This is a genomic window from Microbacterium sp. MEJ108Y, from assembly GCF_000834175.1.
Classification (GTDB): Bacteria; Actinomycetota; Actinomycetes; order Actinomycetales; family Microbacteriaceae; genus Microbacterium; species Microbacterium forte.
In genome coordinates this window covers 71,900-92,352 of sequence record NZ_JXQX01000022.1, presented here as the reverse complement: position 1 = coordinate 92,352, position 20,453 = coordinate 71,900, and the positions used below count along the sequence as shown (strand labels likewise).

The 20,453-nt window shown below is 69.0% G+C and carries 18 protein-coding genes; 7 read left to right on the top strand and 11 right to left on the bottom strand.

What is annotated here, in order from left to right; translation table 11 throughout:
- Nucleotide 1: 1 nt before the first annotated feature.
- From panB to RU09_RS11545, 5 genes are all read right to left on the bottom strand, one after another.
- Nucleotides 2-871 (bottom strand): 3-methyl-2-oxobutanoate hydroxymethyltransferase, encoded by an 870-nt coding sequence (gene panB, locus RU09_RS11565; protein WP_042540714.1) that lies wholly within the window; start codon nucleotides 869-871, stop codon nucleotides 2-4.
- On the bottom strand, nucleotides 868-1,254 hold the full coding sequence (gene panD, locus RU09_RS11560; protein ID WP_042540713.1) for an aspartate 1-decarboxylase: 387 nt from the start codon (nucleotides 1,252-1,254) through the stop codon (nucleotides 868-870). The genes panB and panD overlap by 4 nt, the downstream gene beginning before the upstream one ends.
- The gene (gene panC / locus RU09_RS11555) at nucleotides 1,254-2,192 is read right to left on the bottom strand and encodes a pantoate--beta-alanine ligase (protein WP_082041105.1); all 939 of its coding nucleotides are present in this window, start codon (nucleotides 2,190-2,192) and stop codon (nucleotides 1,254-1,256) included. Before panC ends, panD begins: the two co-directional genes overlap by 1 nt.
- A complete protein-coding gene (locus RU09_RS11550; RefSeq protein ID WP_042540712.1) occupies nucleotides 2,189-2,980 on the bottom strand; it encodes a Rossmann-like and DUF2520 domain-containing protein in 792 nt (263 codons plus the stop codon). The genes panC and RU09_RS11550 overlap by 4 nt, the downstream gene beginning before the upstream one ends.
- Nucleotides 2,981-3,220: 240 nt before the next feature.
- Nucleotides 3,221-3,706 (bottom strand): hypothetical protein, encoded by a 486-nt coding sequence (locus RU09_RS11545; protein ID WP_042540711.1) that lies wholly within the window; start codon nucleotides 3,704-3,706, stop codon nucleotides 3,221-3,223.
- Between the two features lie 250 nt (nucleotides 3,707-3,956).
- Here RU09_RS11545 and RU09_RS11540 point away from each other — a divergent pair, with 250 nt between their 5' ends.
- A complete protein-coding gene (locus RU09_RS11540; RefSeq protein WP_042540710.1) occupies nucleotides 3,957-5,459 on the top strand; it encodes a SulP family inorganic anion transporter in 1,503 nt (500 codons plus the stop codon).
- A 141-nt stretch (nucleotides 5,460-5,600) separates the two neighbouring features.
- Here RU09_RS11540 and RU09_RS11535 read toward each other — a convergent pair whose 3' ends face one another.
- From RU09_RS11535 to RU09_RS11520, 4 genes are all read right to left on the bottom strand, one after another.
- Nucleotides 5,601-6,923 (bottom strand): enolase C-terminal domain-like protein, encoded by a 1,323-nt coding sequence (locus tag RU09_RS11535; protein ID WP_042540709.1) that lies wholly within the window; start codon nucleotides 6,921-6,923, stop codon nucleotides 5,601-5,603.
- On the bottom strand, nucleotides 6,920-8,506 hold the full coding sequence (locus RU09_RS11530; protein WP_042540708.1) for an aldehyde dehydrogenase (NADP(+)): 1,587 nt from the start codon (nucleotides 8,504-8,506) through the stop codon (nucleotides 6,920-6,922). Before RU09_RS11530 ends, RU09_RS11535 begins: the two co-directional genes overlap by 4 nt.
- Before the next feature lie 48 nt (nucleotides 8,507-8,554).
- Nucleotides 8,555-9,490, bottom strand: coding sequence for a 5-dehydro-4-deoxyglucarate dehydratase (locus RU09_RS11525; protein WP_042540707.1), 936 nt, complete (start codon nucleotides 9,488-9,490; stop codon nucleotides 8,555-8,557).
- A 116-nt stretch (nucleotides 9,491-9,606) separates the two neighbouring features.
- Complete coding sequence (locus RU09_RS11520) at nucleotides 9,607-10,584, bottom strand: 2-hydroxyacid dehydrogenase (RefSeq protein ID WP_042540706.1); 978 nt, start codon at nucleotides 10,582-10,584, stop codon at nucleotides 9,607-9,609.
- Nucleotides 10,585-10,844: 260 nt separating this feature from the next.
- Here RU09_RS11520 and RU09_RS11515 point away from each other — a divergent pair, with 260 nt between their 5' ends.
- Genes RU09_RS11515 through RU09_RS11500 form a run of 4 tightly spaced genes read left to right on the top strand, consistent with a single transcriptional unit; the run spans nucleotide 10,845 to nucleotide 15,132 of the window.
- Nucleotides 10,845-12,413 carry an ABC transporter substrate-binding protein gene (locus tag RU09_RS11515; protein WP_042540705.1) on the top strand — a complete coding sequence of 523 codons (1,569 nt, stop codon included), beginning with the start codon at nucleotides 10,845-10,847 and terminating at the stop codon, nucleotides 12,411-12,413.
- A 35-nt stretch (nucleotides 12,414-12,448) separates the two neighbouring features.
- Nucleotides 12,449-13,438, top strand: a complete 990-nt coding sequence (locus RU09_RS11510; RefSeq protein ID WP_082041104.1) for an ABC transporter permease — start codon at nucleotides 12,449-12,451, stop codon at nucleotides 13,436-13,438.
- On the top strand, nucleotides 13,431-14,399 hold the full coding sequence (locus RU09_RS11505; RefSeq protein WP_042540704.1) for an ABC transporter permease: 969 nt from the start codon (nucleotides 13,431-13,433) through the stop codon (nucleotides 14,397-14,399). The genes RU09_RS11510 and RU09_RS11505 overlap by 8 nt, the downstream gene beginning before the upstream one ends.
- Before the next feature lie 7 nt (nucleotides 14,400-14,406).
- Entirely contained in the window at nucleotides 14,407-15,132 is a 726-nt protein-coding gene (locus RU09_RS11500; RefSeq protein WP_042540703.1) for a sulfite exporter TauE/SafE family protein, read from the top strand.
- 83 nt (nucleotides 15,133-15,215) lie between these two features.
- Here RU09_RS11500 and RU09_RS11495 read toward each other — a convergent pair whose 3' ends face one another.
- Both RU09_RS11495 and RU09_RS11490 read right to left on the bottom strand, forming a co-directional pair.
- Nucleotides 15,216-16,223, bottom strand: a complete 1,008-nt coding sequence (locus RU09_RS11495) for a 2-hydroxyacid dehydrogenase (protein ID WP_231567522.1) — start codon at nucleotides 16,221-16,223, stop codon at nucleotides 15,216-15,218.
- Nucleotides 16,220-17,533, bottom strand: coding sequence for a glucarate dehydratase family protein (locus RU09_RS11490; RefSeq protein ID WP_082041103.1), 1,314 nt, complete (start codon nucleotides 17,531-17,533; stop codon nucleotides 16,220-16,222). The genes RU09_RS11495 and RU09_RS11490 overlap by 4 nt, the downstream gene beginning before the upstream one ends.
- A 132-nt stretch (nucleotides 17,534-17,665) precedes the next feature.
- Here RU09_RS11490 and RU09_RS11485 point away from each other — a divergent pair, with 132 nt between their 5' ends.
- Nucleotides 17,666-18,574, top strand: coding sequence for a LysR family transcriptional regulator (locus tag RU09_RS11485; RefSeq protein ID WP_042540702.1), 909 nt, complete (start codon nucleotides 17,666-17,668; stop codon nucleotides 18,572-18,574).
- A gap of 123 nt (nucleotides 18,575-18,697) precedes the next feature.
- Nucleotides 18,698-20,404, top strand: a complete 1,707-nt coding sequence (locus RU09_RS11480) for a dipeptide ABC transporter ATP-binding protein (RefSeq protein ID WP_079112019.1) — start codon at nucleotides 18,698-18,700, stop codon at nucleotides 20,402-20,404.
- Nucleotides 20,405-20,453 lie beyond the last annotated feature (49 nt).

The following is a 20,453-nucleotide window of genomic DNA, read 5'->3' as shown; positions in this document are numbered from 1 at the left end:
CCTACCGCCCCGCGAGCAACTCCCGCAGCCGTTCAGCCTCGCCCTCGGCCATCCCGTATCCGTGCTCGGGCCCCGGGTACACGCCCTCGCGCACCTCGCTCGCGTACGCCGCGACTCCGGCCACAGACACAGACCGCACATCGGCATAGCGCTTGACGAACTTGGCGACCCCGCCGGCATAGATTCCCAGCAGGTCGTGGAAGACGAGCACCTGGCCGTCGGCATCCGTTCCGGCTCCGATGCCGATCAGCGGAATGCGCAGCAGGGGTGCGAGCGCCGCGGTGACCTCCGACGGCACGGCTTCGATGACGATCAGTGAGACTCCGGCGTCCTGCAGGGCGAGGGCATCGTCGATCACGGTGAGTGCGGCGTCGGCGGTGCGTCCCTGCGCGCGGTATCCGCCGAGCGACGTGGCCGTCTGCGGCGTCAGCCCGACGTGCCCGACGACGGGGATTCCGGCATTCACGAGCGCGCGGGCACGATCGACCGTGGCACCGCCGCGTTCGATCTTGACGAGGTCGACGCCCGCCTCTTTGACGAAGCGCTGCGCGGTCGCGATGGCGATCTCGTCCGACGCCTCGTACGACCCGAAGGGGAGATCGCCGACGAGCAGCGGCCTGGTGAGTCCTCGCCGCACCGCCTTCGTGAGCATCAGCATCTCGTCGGTCGTGACGGGCACCGTGCTGTCATAGCCGAGCACCGTCATCGCGGCCGAGTCGCCGACGAGCACCATGTCGACGCCGGCCTCCTCGACGATCTGCGCGCTCGGAAAGTCGTACGCGGTGACCATGACGATGGGTTCGCCGGCATGCTTCTTCACGTCGAGCTCGCGCAGGGTAAGGCGCTTGGTCGGGGCGGCGTGAGCGCTCATCGGGTCGCCACCAGTTCACCGACGGCGTCGTCGACGCGGACGATGGCGTTCGACCGATCGACGTGCACGACGACGGGTTCGTAGTCGGCGAGGTCTTCGGGCGAGTAGTCGGCATAGGAGATGACGATGATCGTGTCGCCGGTGTGCACGAGGCGGGCGGCCGCACCGTTGACCTGGATGACGCCGGACCCACGCTCGCCCACCAGCGTGTACGTCTCGAAGCGCGAGCCGTTGTCGACGTCGACGACGTGCACCTGCTCGTTCGGCAGGATGTCAGCGGCCTCGAGCAGCTCGGGGTCGACGGTGATCGAGCCGACGTAGTGGAGGTCACTGCCCGTGACGGTGGCGCGGTGGATCTTCGACTTCAGCATGGTGCGTCGCATCAGGCATCGCCCTTTCCGTCGGTGGTCGTGCTGGTCTCGGTGGTCGAGGTGGTCGAGGCGGTCGAGCTGGTCGAGCTGGTCGAGGTGGTCGATGTGAGAGTCAGCAGGTGGTTGTCGATCAGCCGGGCAGCGCCGACGCGCGCGGCGACGAGCAGCAGCGCGTCCCGGTCGACGACCTCCACCGGCCTCAGGGTCTCGGCATCGCGGAGTTCCAGGTATTCGGCGTCGATTCCGGCCGCCGAGAGCACAGCCTGGGCGGAGGAGAGGATGCTGTCGCCGTCGCGCCCCCCCGATCGATGCGCCGCCTCGGCGGCGTCGAGGGCGCGGTTGAGCGCGGTGGCCTGGGAGCGAGCGTCCGCGTCGAGGTAGACGTTGCGCGAGCTCATCGCGAGCCCGTCTGCTTCGCGCACGATCGGGCACGCCACGACGCGCACGTCGAGGTCGAGGTCGCGCACGACCCGACGCACGACCAGCACCTGCTGCGCATCCTTCTGACCGAAGTAGGCGACGTGGGGCTGGACGATGCCGAACAGCTTGGTGACGACGGTGGCGACGCCGTCGAAATGGTGGGGTCCGCGGCTCGCTCCGTCGAGCACCTCGGTGATGCCCGCGACGTGGATGTTCGTGGCGAACCCATCGGGGTAGATCTCGGCCCGATCCGGTGCGAACAGGATGTCGACGCCCTCGGCCTCGGCGAGCGAGGCGTCGCGGGCCTCGTCGCGCGGGTAGGTGCTGAGGTCTTCGTTCGCGGCGAACTGGGTCGGATTGACGAACAGCGAGACGACGACGAGGTCGTTCTCCGTTCGCGCCGCCCGCATGAGCGAGAGGTGCCCCTCGTGGAACGCGCCCATCGTCGGCACGAGTCCGACCGACAGGCCCGCTGCCTTGGCGTCGCGAACCGCGGCTCGCACCTCGGCGATCGTGCGGAGGATTCTCATGCGTGTGGCTCCTCGGTGACGGCGGTCTGTTGGGTGGCCGCGTGATCGGCGGTCGTGTGGACGGTCGCATGTGGCGCGCGTTCGGCGACCGCGCGGGTCGCAGTGGCGAGTACGTCGAAGAGGTCTCGGTAGTCGCCGGATGCCGCGCGCTGCCGCGCCACGGTGGCCTCGTCACCGCGCGCGATCGGCCCGGTGAGAGCGGATGCTGCGCCGTGCGCCGCCCAGTTGCCGACCGTCTGTCGCACGAGTGGTGCGAGGTGGGCACGGTCGACGCCTGCATCCTTCGCGAGGTGCTCGGCGGCATCGAGCACGGCCAGCACGAAGTTCGAGGCGAAGGATGCGGCGGCGTGATACTCCCCACGGTGGGCGTCGTCGACGTGGAAGGGGTTCGCACCGATCACCCGCGCGAGCGCTTCAGCCGTCTCGAGCGCCTCGGGCGTGCGCCCGTCGACGGCGACGCCGATGCCGCGGAGAACCTCGCTCGACTCCTTGCCGGTGAAGGTCTGGAGCGGGTGGAGGCTGAAGTCGACGTCGGTGAGCGGCGTCGCACCGGAGACATGCGCCACGAGCCGCGCATGGGGGCGGGCGGCGAAGGCCACCGCTGCGATGGCGGAGTCCGGGACGCAGAGCAGCGCGATGTCGGCATCCGGCATCGAGTCCTCCCGGCGCAGAGGCCCTCGGACGACAAGGCCCGCCGCGCGCAATGCCCGTGCGAGTACGCCGCCGAGACGGCCGGCGCCGACGATGGCGATGGTCGTGTCAGGGGCGAGAGCAGGGGTTCTGTGCATGTCGATTCCCGGCCGAGACGTGCGGCGCGGATGGGATGAGTATCCGCCCGAGACGGGGTGTGCGCAAAATCTGAGAGCGATGTGCACAACGCTCTGCATGCTTAGGTTGCAGAAAACATCAGGTATCGCGCTGCAAGACGTGCTTGTTGATTCGCCTCGACTTCCGCCCGGTCGTCGAGCGAGGCCGGCGAAGCCGCCCGAGACGAGACGCCCCGAACGCTGCGACGCCGCAGCCCCGAGTTACAGGTAGTACGTGCGCGAGAGCAGTTCACCGTCTTCGCGGACCCACTCGATCGTGACGCCGCGCACCGCTGGACCTCCGAGGATCTGATGCAACCGCACCTGGAATGACGCCGTGGGCGGCACGTCGAGCGGGAGCTGATCGCGAAGAGTCAGAGCGATCCCACCTGTGGAGGCGATCCCTGAGACGACAAGGAGCTGCCCGCTTGTGTTTCGAAAAGTCCCGACCTTACCGTCGCTGTCGAAGGCCCACGGCTCGGGCCCGACAGTCGCCGTAGCCGACAGACGCACTCCGACACTCACATCAGCTTCGCGCTGTGCCGTCGGCTCGCGGTTGAGCGCCTCCCCGATCTCGCGCACCCCGCCCTTCGCGGACAGGCTGTTGATGAATGCGATGACCGCCACGGTCGACGCCGCGATGGATGCCACGGCGCCGAGCCACGAGGGCACGACGACGCCCCAGAAGTCGGTCGGCACGGGTTCCATGACCGCACTCTATCCGCGGCCACCGACACCGGACAGGGGCGCTCAGCTCGATGACGGGCCCTCGCCGCGTTTCGTCTCAGTCGACTTCGTCGTCTTCGCTCAACGACCGGGGACTTCGCTCAACGACCGGGGGACGTCACTCAACGACCGGGGGGACGTCGCTCAACGACCGGGGAACGGCAGGCCCCCGCATCCGCCGTACCCTTAACTGTTCTGCCCCACCCCCGGGCACCTTCTCTGGAGCATCCCCATGTCTGCAACTGCGGTCGACGATCGTGCCCGCTATCGGGCGAACCCGACGGTTCTCGAAGCGCTGAAGAGTCCGAGGATGCTGACGCGCGAGGTGCTCGCGGGTCTGGTCGTGGGTCTCGCGCTGATTCCCGAGGCGATCGCGTTCTCGGTGATCGCGGGCGTCGACCCGAAGGTGGGACTGTTCTCCTCGTTCATCATGGCGGTGTCGATCGCCTTCCTCGGCGGGCGTCCGGCGATGGTGACCGCAGCGACCGGAGCCGTCGCGCTCGTGATCGCCCCGGTCGCGCCGACGTATGGGATGGACTACTTCATCGCGACGGTGATCCTCGCCGGCATCTTCCAGGTCATCCTCGGGGTGCTGGGTGTCGCGAAGCTGATGCGCTTCATCCCCCGCAGCGTCATGGTCGGGTTCGTGAACGCGCTGGCGATCTTCGTGTTCAGCTCGCAGTTCCCGCAGCTGATCGATGCGCCGTGGCTGGTCTACCCGCTGGTCGCGCTGGGAATCGTCGTGATGATCGTGATGCCGAAGATCACCACGATCGTGCCGGCGCCGCTCGTGTCGGTGATCATCGTGACCGCTGTGGTGATGGCGTTCGCGATCACGGTGCCGACGGTCGGCGATCAGGGCGAGCTGCCCAAGAGCCTGCCCGAGCTGTTCATCCCGAACGTGCCGCTGACGTGGGAGACGTTCACGATCATCGCGCCGTTCGCGCTCGGGGTGGCGCTGGTCGGACTCATGGAGTCGCTGCTCACCGCCAAGCTCGTCGACGAGATCACCGACACCCACTCGAACAAGACGCGGGAGTCGTGGGCTCAGGGCGTGGCGAACATCCTCTCCGGAACCTTCGGAGGCATGGGCGGATGCGCCGTCATCGGCCAGACCATGATCGGCGTCAAGGCCTCGGGCGCCCGCACCCGCATCTCGACGTTCTGCGCCGGCATCTTCCTGTTCCTGCTGGTCGTCGTCTTCGGCGACTTCGTGAGCACGATCCCCATGGCCGCCCTCGTCGCCGTGATGATCATGGTCGCCATCGGAGCGTTCGACTGGCACAGCGTCAAGCCGTCGACCCTCAAGCGGATGCCGAAGAGCGAGACGTTCGTGATGGTGGCGACCGTCGTGCTCGTGCTCATCACCCACAACCTCGCGGTCGGCGTCGTCGGCGGAGTGCTGGTCGCGTCGGTGCTGTTCGTGCGGAGGGTCGCGCATTTCGTGTCGGTGAGCCGGACCCTGTCGGATGCCGGCGACGCCGTCACCTACACGGTGACCGGCGAGCTGTTCTTCGCTTCGAGCAACGACCTGACGACCCTGTTCTCGTACCCGGAGGATCCCGACCGCGTCGTCATCGACCTCACCGGATCGCACATCTGGGACGCCTCTACGGTCGCAGCTCTGGATGCGATCGAGACGAAGTACACCGCGCTCGGCAAGACGGTCGAGATCATCGGGATGAACGACAGCAGCCAGCGGATGCGGGGAAGGCTCACCGGCGGGTTCGAGTAGTCCCGCGCCGAGCATCCCCGGTCGTTGAGCGAGCACGGCGGAGCCGCGCGAGACGAAACGCACCTCACCGGGTCCGTCGGGCCACCACGTTTCGTCTCAGGCGACTACGTCGTCTTCGCTCAACGAACGACAGGCGCCCGTTCAGCGCACCAGAGAGGGCCGCTTGCTGTCGAACTCCCAGCCGGGCACGAGGTACTGCATGCCGATGGCGTCGTCCCTGGCTCCCAGCCCGTGTTCGACGTACAGCTCATGCGCCTCGGCGAGCCGAGCGCGGTCGATCGTCACGCCGAGCCCCGGGCGGTCGGGCACTCGCACCGCCCCGTCTCGGATCTCGGGCGCATCGACCGTCAGCTGCTGGCCGTCCTGCCAGATCCAATGCGTGTCGAGTGCGGTGATCTCGCCGGGCGCCGCTGCGCCGACCTGTGTGAACATCGCCAGCGAGATGTCGAAGTGGTTGTTCGAGTGCGACCCCCACGTCAGGTCGAAGTCGTGGCACAGCTGCGCCACGCGCACCGAACCGGCCATGGTCCAGAAATGCGGATCCGCGAGCGGGATGTCGACGGCGTCGGAGCGGATCGCGTGCGCCATCTCTCGCCAGTCCGTCGCGATCATGTTCGTCGCTGTTCGCAGGCCGGTGCGGCGACGGAACTCCGCCATCACCTCTCGACCCGAGAATCGGCCTTCCGCGCCGCACGGATCCTCGGCGTAGGCGAGCACATCGGCCAGGCGGCGGCCGATGCGCACCGCGTCCTCGAGCAGCCACCCGCCGTTCGGGTCGAGCGTGATGCGCGCTTCGGGAAACCGCTCGGCGAGCGCGGTGACGACGTCGGCCTCGACCTCGCCGTCGAGCACGCCGCCTTTGAGCTTGAAGTCCGAGAACCCGTAGCGGATCTGCGCGGCTTCGGCCAGGCGCACGATGCCATCGGCCGTCATGGCCTCTTCGCGCCGCACGCTCTCCCACCCGTCGCCGCTCTCGCGCAGATAGGGGAGGTCGGTGCGGTCAGCATCGCCGATGAAGAACAGATACCCCAGCATCGGCACACTGTCGCGCTGCTGGCCGTCGCCGAGAAGCTCCGCGACCGGCACGCCGAGGTGCTGGGCGTGCAGATCGAGGAGCGCCGACTCGATGCCGGTGACGGCGTGCACGGTCGTGCGCAGATCGAACGTCTGCAGCCCTCGACCGCCCGCGTCGCGGTCGGCGAAGCGGCTCGCGATCGCCCGCAGCAGCGAGCGGTATCGGCCGACCGGCTGGCCCGCGAGGAACTCCGCGGCCTCGGCGATGGTGCCGCGGATCGACTCGCCGCCGGGGACCTCGCCGAGCCCCTCCCGTCCGTCCGAGTCCGTCGCGATGACGATGTTGCGTGTGAAGAACGGCCCGTGCGCGCCCGAGAGGTTCAGCAGCATCGAGTCGTGGCCGGCGACCGGGACGACCTCGATCCTCTCGATCGTGGGCACGGAGGTCATGCCGACACCTCGCGCCGCCCGTCGACGAGACGCGACACGTGCCAGGGGTTGGCGTCGCGCAGCACCTCGGGGAGCAGTCCATCGGGGATGTTCTGATACGCCACCGGGCGCAGGAAGCGCTCGATCGCGAGGCTTCCGACGCTCGTCGTGCGTGAGTCGCTCGTGGCGGGGAACGGGCCCCCGTGCACCATCGCGTGCCCGACCTCGACCCCGGTGGGCCATCCGTTCGCGAGGATGCGCCCGACCTTGCGCTCGAGCACCGGAAGGAGCGCGGCGGCGAGCTCATGATCATCGGCGCTCAGCTGCAGCGTGGCGGTCAGCTGACCCTCGAGCCGTGAGGCGGCCTCCACCAGCTCGGCGGCGTCGCCGTAGCGCACCACCAGGGACGCGGCCCCGAAGATCTCCTCGTTCAGCACGGGATTCTCTTCGAACGACGAGAGCTCGGCGGCGTGGATCACCGGCGCCGGAGCGTGCGGCCCCTCGCCGTCGGTTCCCCGTGCGAGCACCTCGGCGTTCTCGTCTCTGGTCGCGACACCGTCGCGCCACGCGTGCGCGATGCTCGGCGAGAGCATGGTCTGCCCTGTGGCCGCACGCAGGGATTCCGACACGGCCCGCACGAACGCCTCGCCCTCGGCGCCACGAGGGACGAAGACGACACCGGGCTGCGTGCACAGCTGCCCGCTCGACCCCGTCGCACTCTGCACGTACCCCGCCGCGAGCGCCTCGACGTCGCCGTACAGGGCACCCGGCAGGATGAACACCGGGTTGACCGAGCTCATCTCGGCGTAGACGGGAATCGGCACCGGTCGCGCCTGTGCCGTGCGCACGAGCGCGAGACCGCCCTCGCGTGATCCGGTGAACCCGACGGCGTGGATGTCGGGGTCGGCGACGAGCGCCTGCCCGACGCTGCGTCCGGGACCGAAGATGTGCGAGAACACTCCGGGGTGCAGTCCGTGCGCGTCGATGGCGCGTGCGATCGCCGATGCGACGAGCTCGCTCGTGCCGGGATGCGAGCTGTGCGCCTTGAACACGACCGGGCACCCGGCGGCCAACGCGGATGCGGTGTCTCCCCCGGCAGTCGAGAACGCGAGCGGGAAGTTCGACGCCCCGAACACGGCCACCGGCCCGAGCGCGATCTTGCGCTGGCGGATGTCGACACGCGGAAGAGGTGTGCGGTCCGGCTGCGCCGGGTCGATCCGCACGCCGCGGTGCTCTCCGGCACGCACGACGTCGGCGAACAGCCGCAGCTGCCCGGTGGTCCGAGCACGCTCACCGAGGAGTCGCGCCTGCGGCAACCCGGTCTCCTGCATCGCCCGCTCGATCAGCGTGTCGCCGATCGCGTCGATCTCGTCGGCGATCGATTCGAGGAACGCCGCGTGAGCCTCGGGGGCGAGTCGGGAGAACGACGTGAAGGCCTCGGCCGCGGCGGCGGTCGCCGCGCGGAGCTGCTCGACGTCGATCTGCGAGTAGGGGGGTTCGAGCTGCTCGTCGGTGGCCGGGGCGATGGCGTACAGCGCGGTGCCGGTGCCGGGCACGGATCGTCCGGCGATCGACGAATGCCCGGTGAGGATGGCGGTGGTCATGTCACACTCCTTGAGTCGACGGCGGTGGTGCCGAGAGGATCGGCGAGGTCAGGCGGGAACGGCGGCGAGCAGGCCGGCGCGCTCGAGGAGCTGCGCCAGATCGGCGTCGTCCTGCGCCGACAGGTCGTGCAGCGGCGGGCGCACGGGGCCGACGCCGTGTCCGGTCAGACGGAGACCCGCCTTGACGATCGAGACGCCGAATCCCTTCCCACGATTGCGGATCGCGATGTACGGCAGCACGAAGCGCCCCAGCTTCTCGGTCACCGCGGCACGGTCCTGGGCGCGCACATCGCGGTAGAACTCGAGCGCGAACTCGGGGACGAAGTTGAACATCGCCGACGAGTACGTGCTCATGCCCATCTGCAGCAGCGGCAGCGCGTAGGTCTCTGCGGTGGGCAGACCGCCCAGGTAGAACAGGCGCTCACCGTTGCGCACGTAGACCGATGCCAGGTGCTCGATGTCGCCCGTCGCGTCCTTGAACCCGACGACGTTCTCGTGCCGTTCGGCGAGGATCGCCATCGTCTCGGCCGAGTAGATGGCGTTGCCGCGGTTGTAGACGATGATCGCGAGCTTCGTCGCCGCGGCGATCGCCGAGACGTGCTCGACGAGACCCGCCTGGTCGCACTCGGTGAGGTAGGGGGGCAGCACGAGGATCCCCTCCGCGCCGGCCTCCTCGGCCGCCCGGGCGTTCGCGATCGCGTGCCGGGTCCAGCCGCCGGCCGAGGCGAGCACCGGAACCTCGGGTCGCGACGACTGCACGGCCGCGCGGACGACCGCTGCGGACTCGGCCGCATCGAGACTGAACCCCTCGCCGGTGCCACCGGCGGCGAAGAGACCGGCCACCCCGAAGCTCGCCTGCCATTCCACGTGCTCGCGGTAGCGCTTCTCGTCGAATTCGAGCTCCGGCGTGAACGCCGTCGCGGGGAACGAGAGAAGACCTTCGCGAAGGTGGTCGGCCAGCTCGGTGGGCGTGAATCGTGCCACGGTGCACTCCTGGGGTGTCGCGCCGGTATCCGGCTCGGATCTGAACAATCGTCACGCTATGCGTGAAACGATGCGCCTACAAACCAAATGGTGGATGGATCAATGCGCCGTCTGCATCAGAGTGCCGACATCTCCGGCACCGGTGTCGGCAGTGGCCGACCGTCGAGGTGGGCCCGGAGGTTCGCGAGTGTGAGGTCTCGCATGTCGATCCTGGTCTCGTGCGTGCCGCTGCCGACGTGGGGCAGCAGCGTCACGTCATCGCGGATGAGCCGCGCGGGCACGTGCGGCTCGTGCGCGAACACGTCGAGGCCGGCTCCCGCGATCCGACCGTCCTCGAGAGCGGCGATCAGTGCATCCTCATCGACGACCGAGCCGCGTGCGATGTTCACCAGGAAGCCGTCGGGTCCGAGCGCGTCGATCGCCTCGGCATCCACGAGGTTCTCGGTCGCCGCCCCACCGGGAACCGCGATGACCAGCACATCCGATCGGCGCGCGAGGTCGACGACGGATGCCACGTGCTCCCACGGCACGCCCTCGACAGGACGTCGGGTCGTGTACAGGATCGACGTGTCGAAGGCGGCGGCGCGTCTGGCGATCGCCTGCCCGATGCGGCCGAGGCCGAGCACGCCGACCGTGCTGCCCGAGAAACGACGTGTGAGTGGAAACCCGCCCGACTCCCACGCGCCGTCGCGCAGGAACCGCTCAGAGGCGCCGAACCGGCGGAAGACGTCGAGCATGAGCCCGAGCGCCGTGTCGGCGACGCAGTCGGTGAGCACATCGGGCGTGTGGGTCACCCGGATGCCGCGGGCGACCGCCTGGGCGACATCCGTCGTGTCGTATCCGACGCCGAAGTTGGTCACGATCTCGAGGTTCGGGAGCGCGGCCATCAGCTCGGAGGGAACGCCGTTGCGACCGCTCGTGACGACGGCGCGCACCTTCGCGGCATCCGTCGGGTCGAGGGCCGCGAGGTCGTCGGGCAGCCGCACCACGGAGTACTCGTCCTGCAGCGTCCGCTCGAGAGAATCGAGCAGCGGCCCCGCCTGAGCGACGGAGCCGGGAGCGAACGGAGCGGAGGTTTCGGGAGACTTGGTCATGGCGCGAGACTACGTCCGGCCAACGATGCAGTTCCATAAGCGAAGTTGCATGGATTGATGCGCCGCAAGCATCTATGGGGTGAGACCGGCGTAATCTCGCGGATCGCGACTCGGCCGACGGATGCCGCACGGCACCGGCCCTCGGCACCGGCCGCCGGTGCGGCCTTCGCACCTGTTGACGCTCGGGAGGCGGTCTGCGACATTCACAACGGGCCGACAGCCAACGAGGGCCGCGGCCGTCCCCTACCTGGAGGAACCCGATGAAGCTTTCTTCCCCCCGACGCAGAGGCACCCGGGCAGCCGCGGTCACTGCCGGAATCGCATCGATCGCACTGCTGGCTTCGTGCTCCGTCGCCAACTCGGAGTCGGAAGGCGGCGGCGAGGGCGGCGCGGGCGACACCCTCCGTGTCGTGCTCACGCAGGAGCCCCCGACCCTCGAGGCGTGCGACGCCAACCTCACCTCCACCGGCGTCGTCGTGCGCAGCACGGTCACCGAGCCGCTGGTCGAGCGCAACCCCTCGACGGGCGAGCTCGAACCGCTGCTGGCCACCGAGTGGGAGCAGACCGGCGACACGGAGTGGACGTTCACCGTCCGCGATGACGTCACCTTCCAGGACGGCACGCCGTTCGATGCCGAGGCAGCCGCCTACTCCATCGATCGCGCCGTGAACGGCGACCTCGGCTGCAACGTCGAGGGCTACATCTTCGGCGACGACGACCTCGAGGTCGAGGCGACCGACGCCACCACGCTCACGGTCACCACCCCGAGCCCCGACCCGATCCTCCCCCTGAAGCTGTCGTTCATCGAGATCGTCTCGCCCGAGACCTCGAACACCGAGTTCGTGCGCGAGCCGGTCGGCACCGGCCCCTACGCGATCGGCGAGTGGCAGGCCGGCACGAAGCTGACGCTCGAGCGCAACGACGACTACTGGGGCGACGCCCCGCAGTTCGCCGACGTCGAGTACCAGTGGCGCTCCGAGGGCACCGTCCGTGCCGCGATGATCACCAGCGGCGAAGCCGACATCGCCCTCGGCCTCAGTGCCGAGGACGGCATCGGAGACCTGGGCGTGAGCTACCCGAACAACGAGACGATCGCCCTGCGCTTCTCGGGCGAGACGGCTCCGCTCGACGACATCCGCATCCGTCAGGCGATCAACTACGCCATCGATCGCGAGGGCATCGTCTCGTCGCTCTACCCCGATGGCGACAAGGTGGCCGCGCAGCTGATCCCCGAGGGCATCGTCGGATTCAACGCCGACCTCGAGCCGTGGGAGTACGACCCCGAGAAGGCGAAGGCCCTGGTCGAGGAGGCTGCAGCCGACGGCGTCGCGGTCGACACCAAGATCCTCATGCCGGTGCGCACCGCGCAGTTCCCGAAGGTCAGCGAACTCGGTGAGGTGCTGCGCGAGCAGCTGGCAGCCGCGGGGCTGAACGTCGAGCTGCGCATGGTCGACACCACTCAGCACCTGCAGTACCAGCTGAGTCCCTTCGTCACGAACGAGGGTCCGATCTCGATGCTCATCCAGCACGGCAACCAGGCAGGTGACGCGCAGTTCACGGTCGAGCAGTACATGCTCACGGGCGGAGCACAGGCCGAGTTCGGCGACCCGGCCCTGGACGAGCTCATCACCACCGCGCGGACCCTCACCGGCGACGAGCGCCAGGCCGCATACGAAGAGGTTTTCGCCTACGAGCGCGAGAACGTGGTGGCCCTGGCCCCGATCGCGCACCAGACGGTCATGCTCGGTCTCGCCGACCGGGTGACCTACGAGCCCAACTCGTCGACCGGCGACGAGCTGCGCATCAAGGAGGTCTCGCTCGCGGGCTGACCGCGAGCGAGAGTGAGAGTGAGAGGCGGGCGACCATGTGGACCTACCTGAGAAAACGAATCCTGCAGAGCGCGCTGCCGCTGATCGCAGTCGTCCTGGGTGTCTTCGTGCTCGCCCGCCTCACCGGCGATCCGTCGCAGCTGTATCTGCCGCTGAACGCGACCGATCAGATGCGCGAGGACTTCGCGGCCCGCAACGGCTTCGACCAGCCGCTGTGGAAGCAGATGGGCGATTACTTCCTCGGAGTCCTGCAGCTCGACTTCGGTCAGTCGCTGCGCACCGGTGAACCCGCGGCCGAGATGGCGCTGCGCGCCTTCCCCGCCACCCTGCAGCTCGCCGCGGTCACGATGGTCCTGGCGATCGTCATCGCCGTGGCGCTCGGCAGCTGGGCGTCGCTGAAGCCGAACGGCATCGCCGACCGCATCGTGAGCTTCTTCTCGATGACGGCGGCGAGCGTGCCCGACTTCTGGGTGGCCATCCTCGGCATCTGGATCTTCGCGATCACGCTGGGCTGGCTGCCGACCTCCGGCACCGACGGAGCGCTCGTCTGGATCCTCCCGGTCGCGACGCTCATGCTGCGGCCGGTCGGAGTGCTCGCCCAGGTCGTGCGCGGGTCGATGGTGACGGTGCTGGGTCAGCCCTACATCCAGGTCGCCCGCAGCCGCGGTGCCGGGCAGATGCACATCGTCTCGAAGCATGCGCTGCGCAACGCCGCAGCCCCCGCCCTCACCGTGGCCGGCGACCTGACCGTCGGCCTCATCAACGGCGCCGTGGTCGTCGAGTCGATCTTCGGCTGGCCCGGCATCGGCAAGCTCATGATCGACTCGATCCTGCAGCGCGACTTCGCGGTGCTGCAGGCCGCGGTGCTGATCACCGCACTGGCGATCTTCGCCCTGAACATCATCATCGACCTCGGTTATGCACTGCTCGACCCGCGAGTCAGGCCGACGTCCGGCTCTCGCGCCCGTCGTCGCGGCCCGGGGGCGCTCTCCGACACGAAGGCAGAGGTGCTGACGAATGTCTGACAACAACGCATCGACAGTCACCGTCCTCACTCAGAAGGCGCGCGGAGCACGGTCGTCCGGCCGCGCCAACCTCTGGCAGCTGCTGTGGAAGGACAAGGTCGCCGCATCCGCCGCCATCATCCTCGCGTTCATCGTGCTCACCGCGATCGTCGGTCCCCCGCTGTTCGGCGAGATCGCCCAGCGACAGGATCTCGGGGCGCGCAACATGCCGCCGTTCAGCTTCCAGCTCGGCTGGGAGTACGCACTCGGCAGCGACTCGCTGGGACGCAGCCTGCTCGCCCGCATCATCACCGCGGCAGGCACCACCCTGGGTGTCGCCGCCGCGGCCGTGGTCGTCTCCGCGATCGTCGGATCGATCTGGGGCATGTGGGCCGGATTCCACCGCGGATGGCGCGAGTCGGTGTCGATGCGCATCGCCGACGTCATCATGAGCTTCCCCTCGCTGCTGCTCGCCGTCGTGATCCTCTATGTCTTCAACCCGAGCGCGGCGAACATCGTGCTCGTGCTCGCGATCACACGCATCCCTCTCTACCTGCGCACCGCGCGAGCGGATGCCGCCGAGCTGCGCTCCCGGATGTTCGTCGATGCCGCGACGAACTTCGGAGCCACGAACCGCGCCATCGTCTTCCGTCACATCGTCCCGAACGTGCTGCCGACTCTCGTCACGCTCGCCACGCTCGAGTTCTGCTATGTGATGCTGGCCGAGTCGTCGCTGAGCTTCCTCGGCATCGGCATCCAGCCGCCCGACGTCAGCTGGGGCCTCATGGTCTCGCAGGGGCGCCAGTACCTCGCCGAGGCGTGGTGGCAGTCGGTGCTCCCGGGTCTTGCGATCGTGATCACCACGGTCTGCGCCAACGTGCTGGCCGCGTGGCTGCGTCTTGCGACGGACCCTGGCCAGCGCTGGCGCCTGCAGAGCAAGAAGCGTCGTCGTGTGATCGGCTCGATCGCCGCGCGCCGCTGAGCCCCTGGTGACGGTCCTCGAGTTCACGCTGCTGGGTGCGGTGATCCTCGCCGCCGCCTGCATGCAGGGCTCGATCGGATTCGGCATGGGCATGCTGGCTGCCCCATTCATCGCCCTCATAGACGCCACGCTGCTGCCGGTGCTCGTGATCATGCTGGCGATGGTCGTGACGCTGATCGTGGTGGTGATGGATCGCGCAGCGCTCGACCTGCGAGGCGCCGGCTGGGCGCTGGCAGGCCGCGTGCCGGGAACCGTCGTCGCAGCGGGGCTCGTCGCCGTCATGTCGGCGACCGCGCTGTCGTGGGCGGTCGCCGGCGTCGTGCTGCTGGGCGTCGTCATGTCGCTGCGCGGCTGGCACCCGCGGGTGACCAGGACGACGCAGGCGGTGGCCGGGGCGCTGTCGGGCCTCATGGGAACGACGACGTCTGTGGGCGGCACGCCGATGGCGATCATCTGGCAGGGGTCAGAGGGGCCGCGGCTGCGCGGCACGATGTCGGCGTTCTTCCTCGTCGGGTCGTCGCTGTCGCTGGTGGCCCTGTTCCTGTGGGGCGCGGTCCCCGCGCATGCGCTCGCCACCGCCGCCTGGATGGCGCCGTTCGCTGTGGGCGGCGTGGTGCTGTCGCGGTTCGTGAACAGGTTCCTCAATCGGCGGCGCACGCGCGCGATCGCCCTCGGGGCGTCCGCTCTCGGCGCCGTGACGCTGATCGTCACCCGCCTGGTCGAGATGTTCTGACCGGATGCCGAGGAGCTCAGCGCCTCGATCCTCCTGCTCAGCGAGCCTCGGTCCTCCTGCCCAGCGAGCCTCGGTCGTCCTGCTCAGCGCACCTGACGCTCGAGGGGACGACCGGCGTCGAGCAGGTCGATGTTGCGGGCGATGTCGGCGGCGCGCGCGGTGAAGACCTCGCTGGCGTGACCCGAGTGGTGCGGGGTCAGCACCACCCGGTCGAGCGCGGCGAACCTCTGCACGACAGGAGGCGCCTCGGCGCCCTGCGGCGCATCCCACCAGACGTCGATCGCCGCTCCTCCGATGCGTTTCTCTGCGAGGGCTGCGTACAGCGCGTCCTCGTCGATGAGCGCGCCACGGGCGACGTTGACGATCAGCGCGTCGGCGTGCAGCTGCGCGAGCGCGTCGGCATCGATCATCCCGCGCGTGCTCTCGGTGAGGGGTGCGGTGACGACGACCACATCGCTCTCGCGCAGCAGCGGATGCAGCTGCTCTTCGCCGTACACGCGATCGAGCAGCTCGGTGCCGGGTCCGCCCGCGTCCGGATGCCGGCGCAGGGCGACCACGCGCATTCCGAAAGCCTTCGCGAGGTGGGCGACGGAGCGGCCGATCTCGCCATAGCCGATGAGCCCCAGGGTGCTGCCGGCGAGCGATCGGTGGTACGGCACGCCCGCCGGAGGAGAGCCCGGCACGGTGGCGATCGTGCGCCACTCACCCCGGCGCATCTCGGCGTCGGCCTCGAGCGCTCGACGGCGCAGCATGAGCGCCGTCATGATCACGTGCTCTGCGATCGCGGGGCCGTGATGACCGGTGTTGCACAGCGGCACACCATCGGGCACGGCTTCGGCATCGATCCGGTCGACTCCGGCACCCGTCGCGTGCACGAGCCGCACGTGATCGGCGCCGGCCATGTCGTCGGTCGTGAGCCGCGAGCAGATCACCACGTCGGCACCGTCGATCGCGGCGCGCGCGGAGCCGGATACTCCAGGATCGGCGAACACCCACTCGTGCGGCCGCTCGGTGCGGCGCAGATCATCGGCGAACGCCGACATGATCGGGTCGGTGACCGCGATGCGCAACGGACGGCTCGCCGCGCTCACCAGCGGGGACTTTCCAGCACGTATCCGGGGTCGACCCGCTGCATGTAGCCGGTGTCGTCGCGCTCGCGGATGCCGCCGTCGAGGTACTGCCGATGCAGCCGCGCCAGCGCCTCGGGGTCGAGGTCGACGCCGAGGCCCGGTGCGGTCGGCACCGCCAGCGACCCGTCGACGAAGCTCAGTGCGCCCGGCGCGATGACGTCCTCGTCCTCGCGCTTCCAGGGCCAGTGCGTGTCGCATGCGTATCCGACGCCGGGAGTGGCCGCGGCCAGGTGGGTCATCGCGGCGAGGCTGATGCCGAGGTGCGAGTTCGAGTGCATCGAGAGCCCCCACCCGAGAGTCTCGGCGAACCCGGCGAGCAGGCGCGAACGCTCGAGGCCACCCCAGAAGTGGTGGTCGGAGAGCACGATGTCGATCGCGCCGAGGCGCACCGCCTCGGGGATGTGCGAGAACGCCACGACGCACATGTTGGTCGCGAGCGGCAGATCCGTGTGGCGGCGCACCTCGGCCATGCCCGCAAGACCCGGGGTGGGGTCTTCGAGGTATTCGAGCACGTCCTTCAGCGCGTCGGCGACCCGCAGCGAGGTCTCGACGGTCCAGGCGCCGTTCGGATCGATGCGCAGCGGGTGATCGGGAAACTCCTCGCGCAGCGCCAGGATCGCCGCGATCTCGTCGTCGGGCGCGAAGACCCCGGCCTTGAGCTTGAGCGCGGTGAAGCCGTAGGTGTCGACGATGCGCCGCGCCTGCGCGACGATCCCCTCGGGCGTGAGGGCTTCGCCCCACTCGTCGACGGACCCTCCCGGATGACCCGCCCACTTGTAGAAGAGGTAGCCGCTGAACGGAACGGCATCGCGCACGCGCCCGCCCAGCAGCTCGCTCGCCGGCACCCCGAGCAGCTTTCCGCGGATGTCGACGGTGGCGACATCGAACGGCGAGAGCACGCGGTCGCCCGTGCTGGTGCCCGTGACCATGCCCGACATGCCATGCCCACCGCGGATGCCGTCGCCGGCCACGCTGCGTTCGACCCGCGCGCGCAGATCATTGGTCGCGAACACGTCGCATCCGAGCACCGCGTCGGCGGCGACCTCCATCCGCTGCAGGTGCGCACTGTCGCCATAGGTCTCGCCGAGCCCGACGACCCCCGACTCGGTGATCACCTGAACGATGGCGCGCAGCGCCAGGGGCTCGTGCACGCCGACGGTGTTGAGCAAGGGCGGGTCGTGGAAGGCCACGGGCGTGATGCGGACGGACCGCACCGCGTTCTCGGCCAGCCGCGTGGCAGCAGGGACAGACAGCAGGAGCTCTTCGGACATCACGCCTCCGTTGGTGAGACTCCGGGACTCCGCATCAGCGGATTCCGCGTCATCGAGTTTCTCCGACACTATGGTGGGGACAGATGCGCAGACAAACCAAAAGTCGCACTGATTGATGTCGGGAGTGGATCGATGATCTCGCTGGTACAGCTCGAATGCTTCATCGCCGTGGCCGAAGAGCTGCACTTCGGGGCGGCGGCGACACGGCTGAAGATGACCCAGCCGCCACTCAGTCGTCAGATCCAGCAGCTCGAGCGCGAGCTCTCGACCAGGCTGTTCGACCGCACCAGTCGTCGTGTGGCGCTGACCCAGGCCGGGCGCGCGCTGCTTCCCAACGCCCGTCGCCTCCTCGACCTCGCGGCGAAGGCCGTCTCCGATGTGCGCTCCGTCGGCGAGGGCGCGGCCGGCACCGTCACGATCGCGTACACGGCGATGGCGGGCCAGGCGGTCGTGCCCGATCTGCTGCGCCGCGCGTCAGCCGAACTGCCCGGTGTCACGCTGCTGCTGCGCGAGCTCGTCTCCCTCGACCAGGTGGAGGAGCTCGAGAAGGGCACGGTCGACATCGGCCTGATGCGGCCGCTGCTCGCCCGACCGCAGATCAGCAGTCGCGCGGTCTACCGCGAGCGCCTGTCGGTGGCTCTTCCGAGCGATTCGGCCCTCGCGCAGCGCGGCGAGCCGCTGAAGCTCATCGATCTCAAAGACGAGTCGCTGCTCATGTACTCGCCGAGCGGCGCACGGTACTTCCACGACCTGCTGCTGTCGATGTTCGTGGCGAGCGGTGTGCATCCGCACATCGTGCAGTACGCCGGGCAGGTGCCCGCGCTGCTCGCGATGGTCAGCGCCGGCATCGGGTTCACGCTGGTGCCCGAGTCCGCCGAGCGGATCTCCCCCGACTCGGTGACGCTGCTGCCGATCAGCGACGCCGATCCGTCGTCGCGGGTGAACAGCGTCGAACTCGACATCGCGTGGAACGCGGAGTCTCACAATCCGCTCGTGGAACGACTGCTGAGCCTGGTCGACGAGGTGGATGACTCCGCGTGATCGATGCAGCGAGCGCATAGCCCAATGCCGATGTAGGGCTTGATCAGGATGAATCCGCACGCCTAGCGTGAACGGAAGATGATCAGTGCTGATGGCACGACCCGTGCTCGATGAGGAGGACGCATGCCGAACGACGTCGCCGCGACCGCCGATGAGTCCGCTCGACTCGGCGAGTCCGTGAACCCGACGCCCAGCGGGCAACCCGCCGCGCGTGATGACATCCTGCGTGTCGAAGACCTGCGCGTCGCCTACCGGATCGGCGACCGCGAGGTCGATGCGGTGCGGGGCGTCGACCTGAGCGTGGGTCGCGGCGAGGTGGTCGCGATCGTGGGCGAGTCGGGCTCGGGCAAGAGCACCGTCGCGCAGTCGATCATGAATCTTCTCGCTCCCAACGCCGAAGTGGTGAGCGGGCGCATCGAGTTCGAGGGCGAAGACCTCATCCCACTGAGCGAGCGCCGCTGGCGCAGCATCCGCGGGCGTCTCATCGGGCTGGTGCCTCAGGATCCGGCACTGTCTCTCAATCCCGTGCGGCGCGTGGGCGTGCAGGTGGCGGAGCCGCTGCTCGTGCACGGACTCGCGACGAAGCATGACGCCCACGATCGCGCGGTCGAACTGCTCGAGATGGCAGGGCTGACGTATCCGGCCGAGCGGGCGAAGCAGTACCCGCATCAGTTCTCGGGTGGCATGAAGCAGCGCGCGCTGATCGCGGGGGCACTGGCCGCGCAGCCGAGCCTGATCATCGCCGATGAGCCCACGAGCGCTCTCGATGTGACGGTGCAGAAGCAGATCCTCGACCATCTCGCGAACCTGACCCGAGAACTCGGAACGGCGATCCTGCTCATCACCCACGACCTGGGGATGGCGGCCGAACGGGCCGACCGGGTCATCGTCATGAAGCAGGGCGAGATCGTCGATTCCGGGCCCGCAGAGCAGGTGATGAACGCTCCGACGCACGAGTACACGCGCAAGCTCATCGCCGCAGCACCCCGGTTGAGTGCGCACGAGCGTCGGACCGCATCGACCACGGCCCGCATCGAGTTCGGCGGAGAGCCGATCGTGCGGGTGACCGAGCTGACCAAGATCTTCCCGCTGCCGAAGGGCGCGGGCGACCGCCGCACACTCACGGCCGTCGACGCCGTCTCGCTCGAGGTGCGCCGCGGTGAGACGCTCGCCGTCGTGGGCGAATCCGGATCGGGCAAGAGCACGCTCGCGCGACTCGTGCTGCGCCTCGAGGAGCCGACGTCGGGATCGATCTCCTTCGCCGGCGAGGACATCACGCACCTCAAGGGCGAGAAGCTGCGTCAGCTGCGGCGGCGGTTCCAGATGGTCTACCAGAGCCCGTTCGACTCGCTGAACCCGCGCATGACGATCGAGCAGCTCATCACCGAGCCGCTGCTGTCGTTCGGCGAGGGCGATCGACAGTCTCGATCGAAGCGCGCTCTCGAGCTGTCGGAGCAGGTCGCTCTCCCCGACGGGATGCTCGGCCGCTTCCCCGACGAGCTCTCCGGCGGCCAGCGACAGCGCGTGGCGATCGCCCGCGCCCTCGCGCTGGATCCCGAGTTCCTCGTGCTCGACGAGGCGGTCTCGGCGCTCGACGTGTCGGTGCAGGCGCAGATCCTCGCCCTGCTCGACGAGCTTCAGCGCGAGCGCGAGCTGACCTACCTCTTCATCACGCACGACCTCGGAGTCGTCGCCGAGACCGCCGACCGCGTCGCCGTTCTCAAGAACGGAAAGCTCGTCGAGTGCGGTGACGCGACGCAGATCTTCACGGCTCCCCAGGAGGAGTACACCCGGATGCTGATCGAGGCCGTGCCCGCCTTCTCCGCCTGACGCCAGCCGCGGTCGTTGAGCGAGCACGGCGAAGCCGAGCGAGACGAAA

Excerpts from the sequence above, each read along its gene's own strand:
- RU09_RS11485 (WP_042540702.1), top strand. The coding sequence starts at position 17,666 with ATGATCTCGCTGGTACAGCTCGAATGCTTCATCGCCGTGGCCGAAGAG.
- RU09_RS11510 (WP_082041104.1), top strand. The coding sequence starts at position 12,449 with ATGTGGACCTACCTGAGAAAACGAATCCTGCAGAGCGCGCTGCCGCTG.
- RU09_RS11540 (WP_042540710.1), top strand. The coding sequence starts at position 3,957 with ATGTCTGCAACTGCGGTCGACGATCGTGCCCGCTATCGGGCGAACCCG.
- RU09_RS11545 (WP_042540711.1), bottom strand. The coding sequence starts at position 3,706 with ATGGAACCCGTGCCGACCGACTTCTGGGGCGTCGTCGTGCCCTCGTGG.
- RU09_RS11480 (WP_079112019.1), top strand. The coding sequence starts at position 18,698 with ATGCCGAACGACGTCGCCGCGACCGCCGATGAGTCCGCTCGACTCGGC.
- panC (WP_082041105.1), bottom strand. The coding sequence starts at position 2,192 with ATGAGAATCCTCCGCACGATCGCCGAGGTGCGAGCCGCGGTTCGCGAC.
- RU09_RS11515 (WP_042540705.1), top strand. The coding sequence starts at position 10,845 with ATGAAGCTTTCTTCCCCCCGACGCAGAGGCACCCGGGCAGCCGCGGTC.
- RU09_RS11530 (WP_042540708.1), bottom strand. The coding sequence starts at position 8,506 with ATGACCACCGCCATCCTCACCGGGCATTCGTCGATCGCCGGACGATCC.
- RU09_RS11550 (WP_042540712.1), bottom strand. The coding sequence starts at position 2,980 with ATGCACAGAACCCCTGCTCTCGCCCCTGACACGACCATCGCCATCGTC.
- RU09_RS11505 (WP_042540704.1), top strand. The coding sequence starts at position 13,431 with ATGTCTGACAACAACGCATCGACAGTCACCGTCCTCACTCAGAAGGCG.
- RU09_RS11520 (WP_042540706.1), bottom strand. The coding sequence starts at position 10,584 with ATGACCAAGTCTCCCGAAACCTCCGCTCCGTTCGCTCCCGGCTCCGTC.
- panD (WP_042540713.1), bottom strand. The coding sequence starts at position 1,254 with ATGCGACGCACCATGCTGAAGTCGAAGATCCACCGCGCCACCGTCACG.
- panB (WP_042540714.1), bottom strand. The coding sequence starts at position 871 with ATGAGCGCTCACGCCGCCCCGACCAAGCGCCTTACCCTGCGCGAGCTC.
- RU09_RS11490 (WP_082041103.1), bottom strand. The coding sequence starts at position 17,533 with ATGTCCGAAGAGCTCCTGCTGTCTGTCCCTGCTGCCACGCGGCTGGCC.
- RU09_RS11535 (WP_042540709.1), bottom strand. The coding sequence starts at position 6,923 with ATGACCTCCGTGCCCACGATCGAGAGGATCGAGGTCGTCCCGGTCGCC.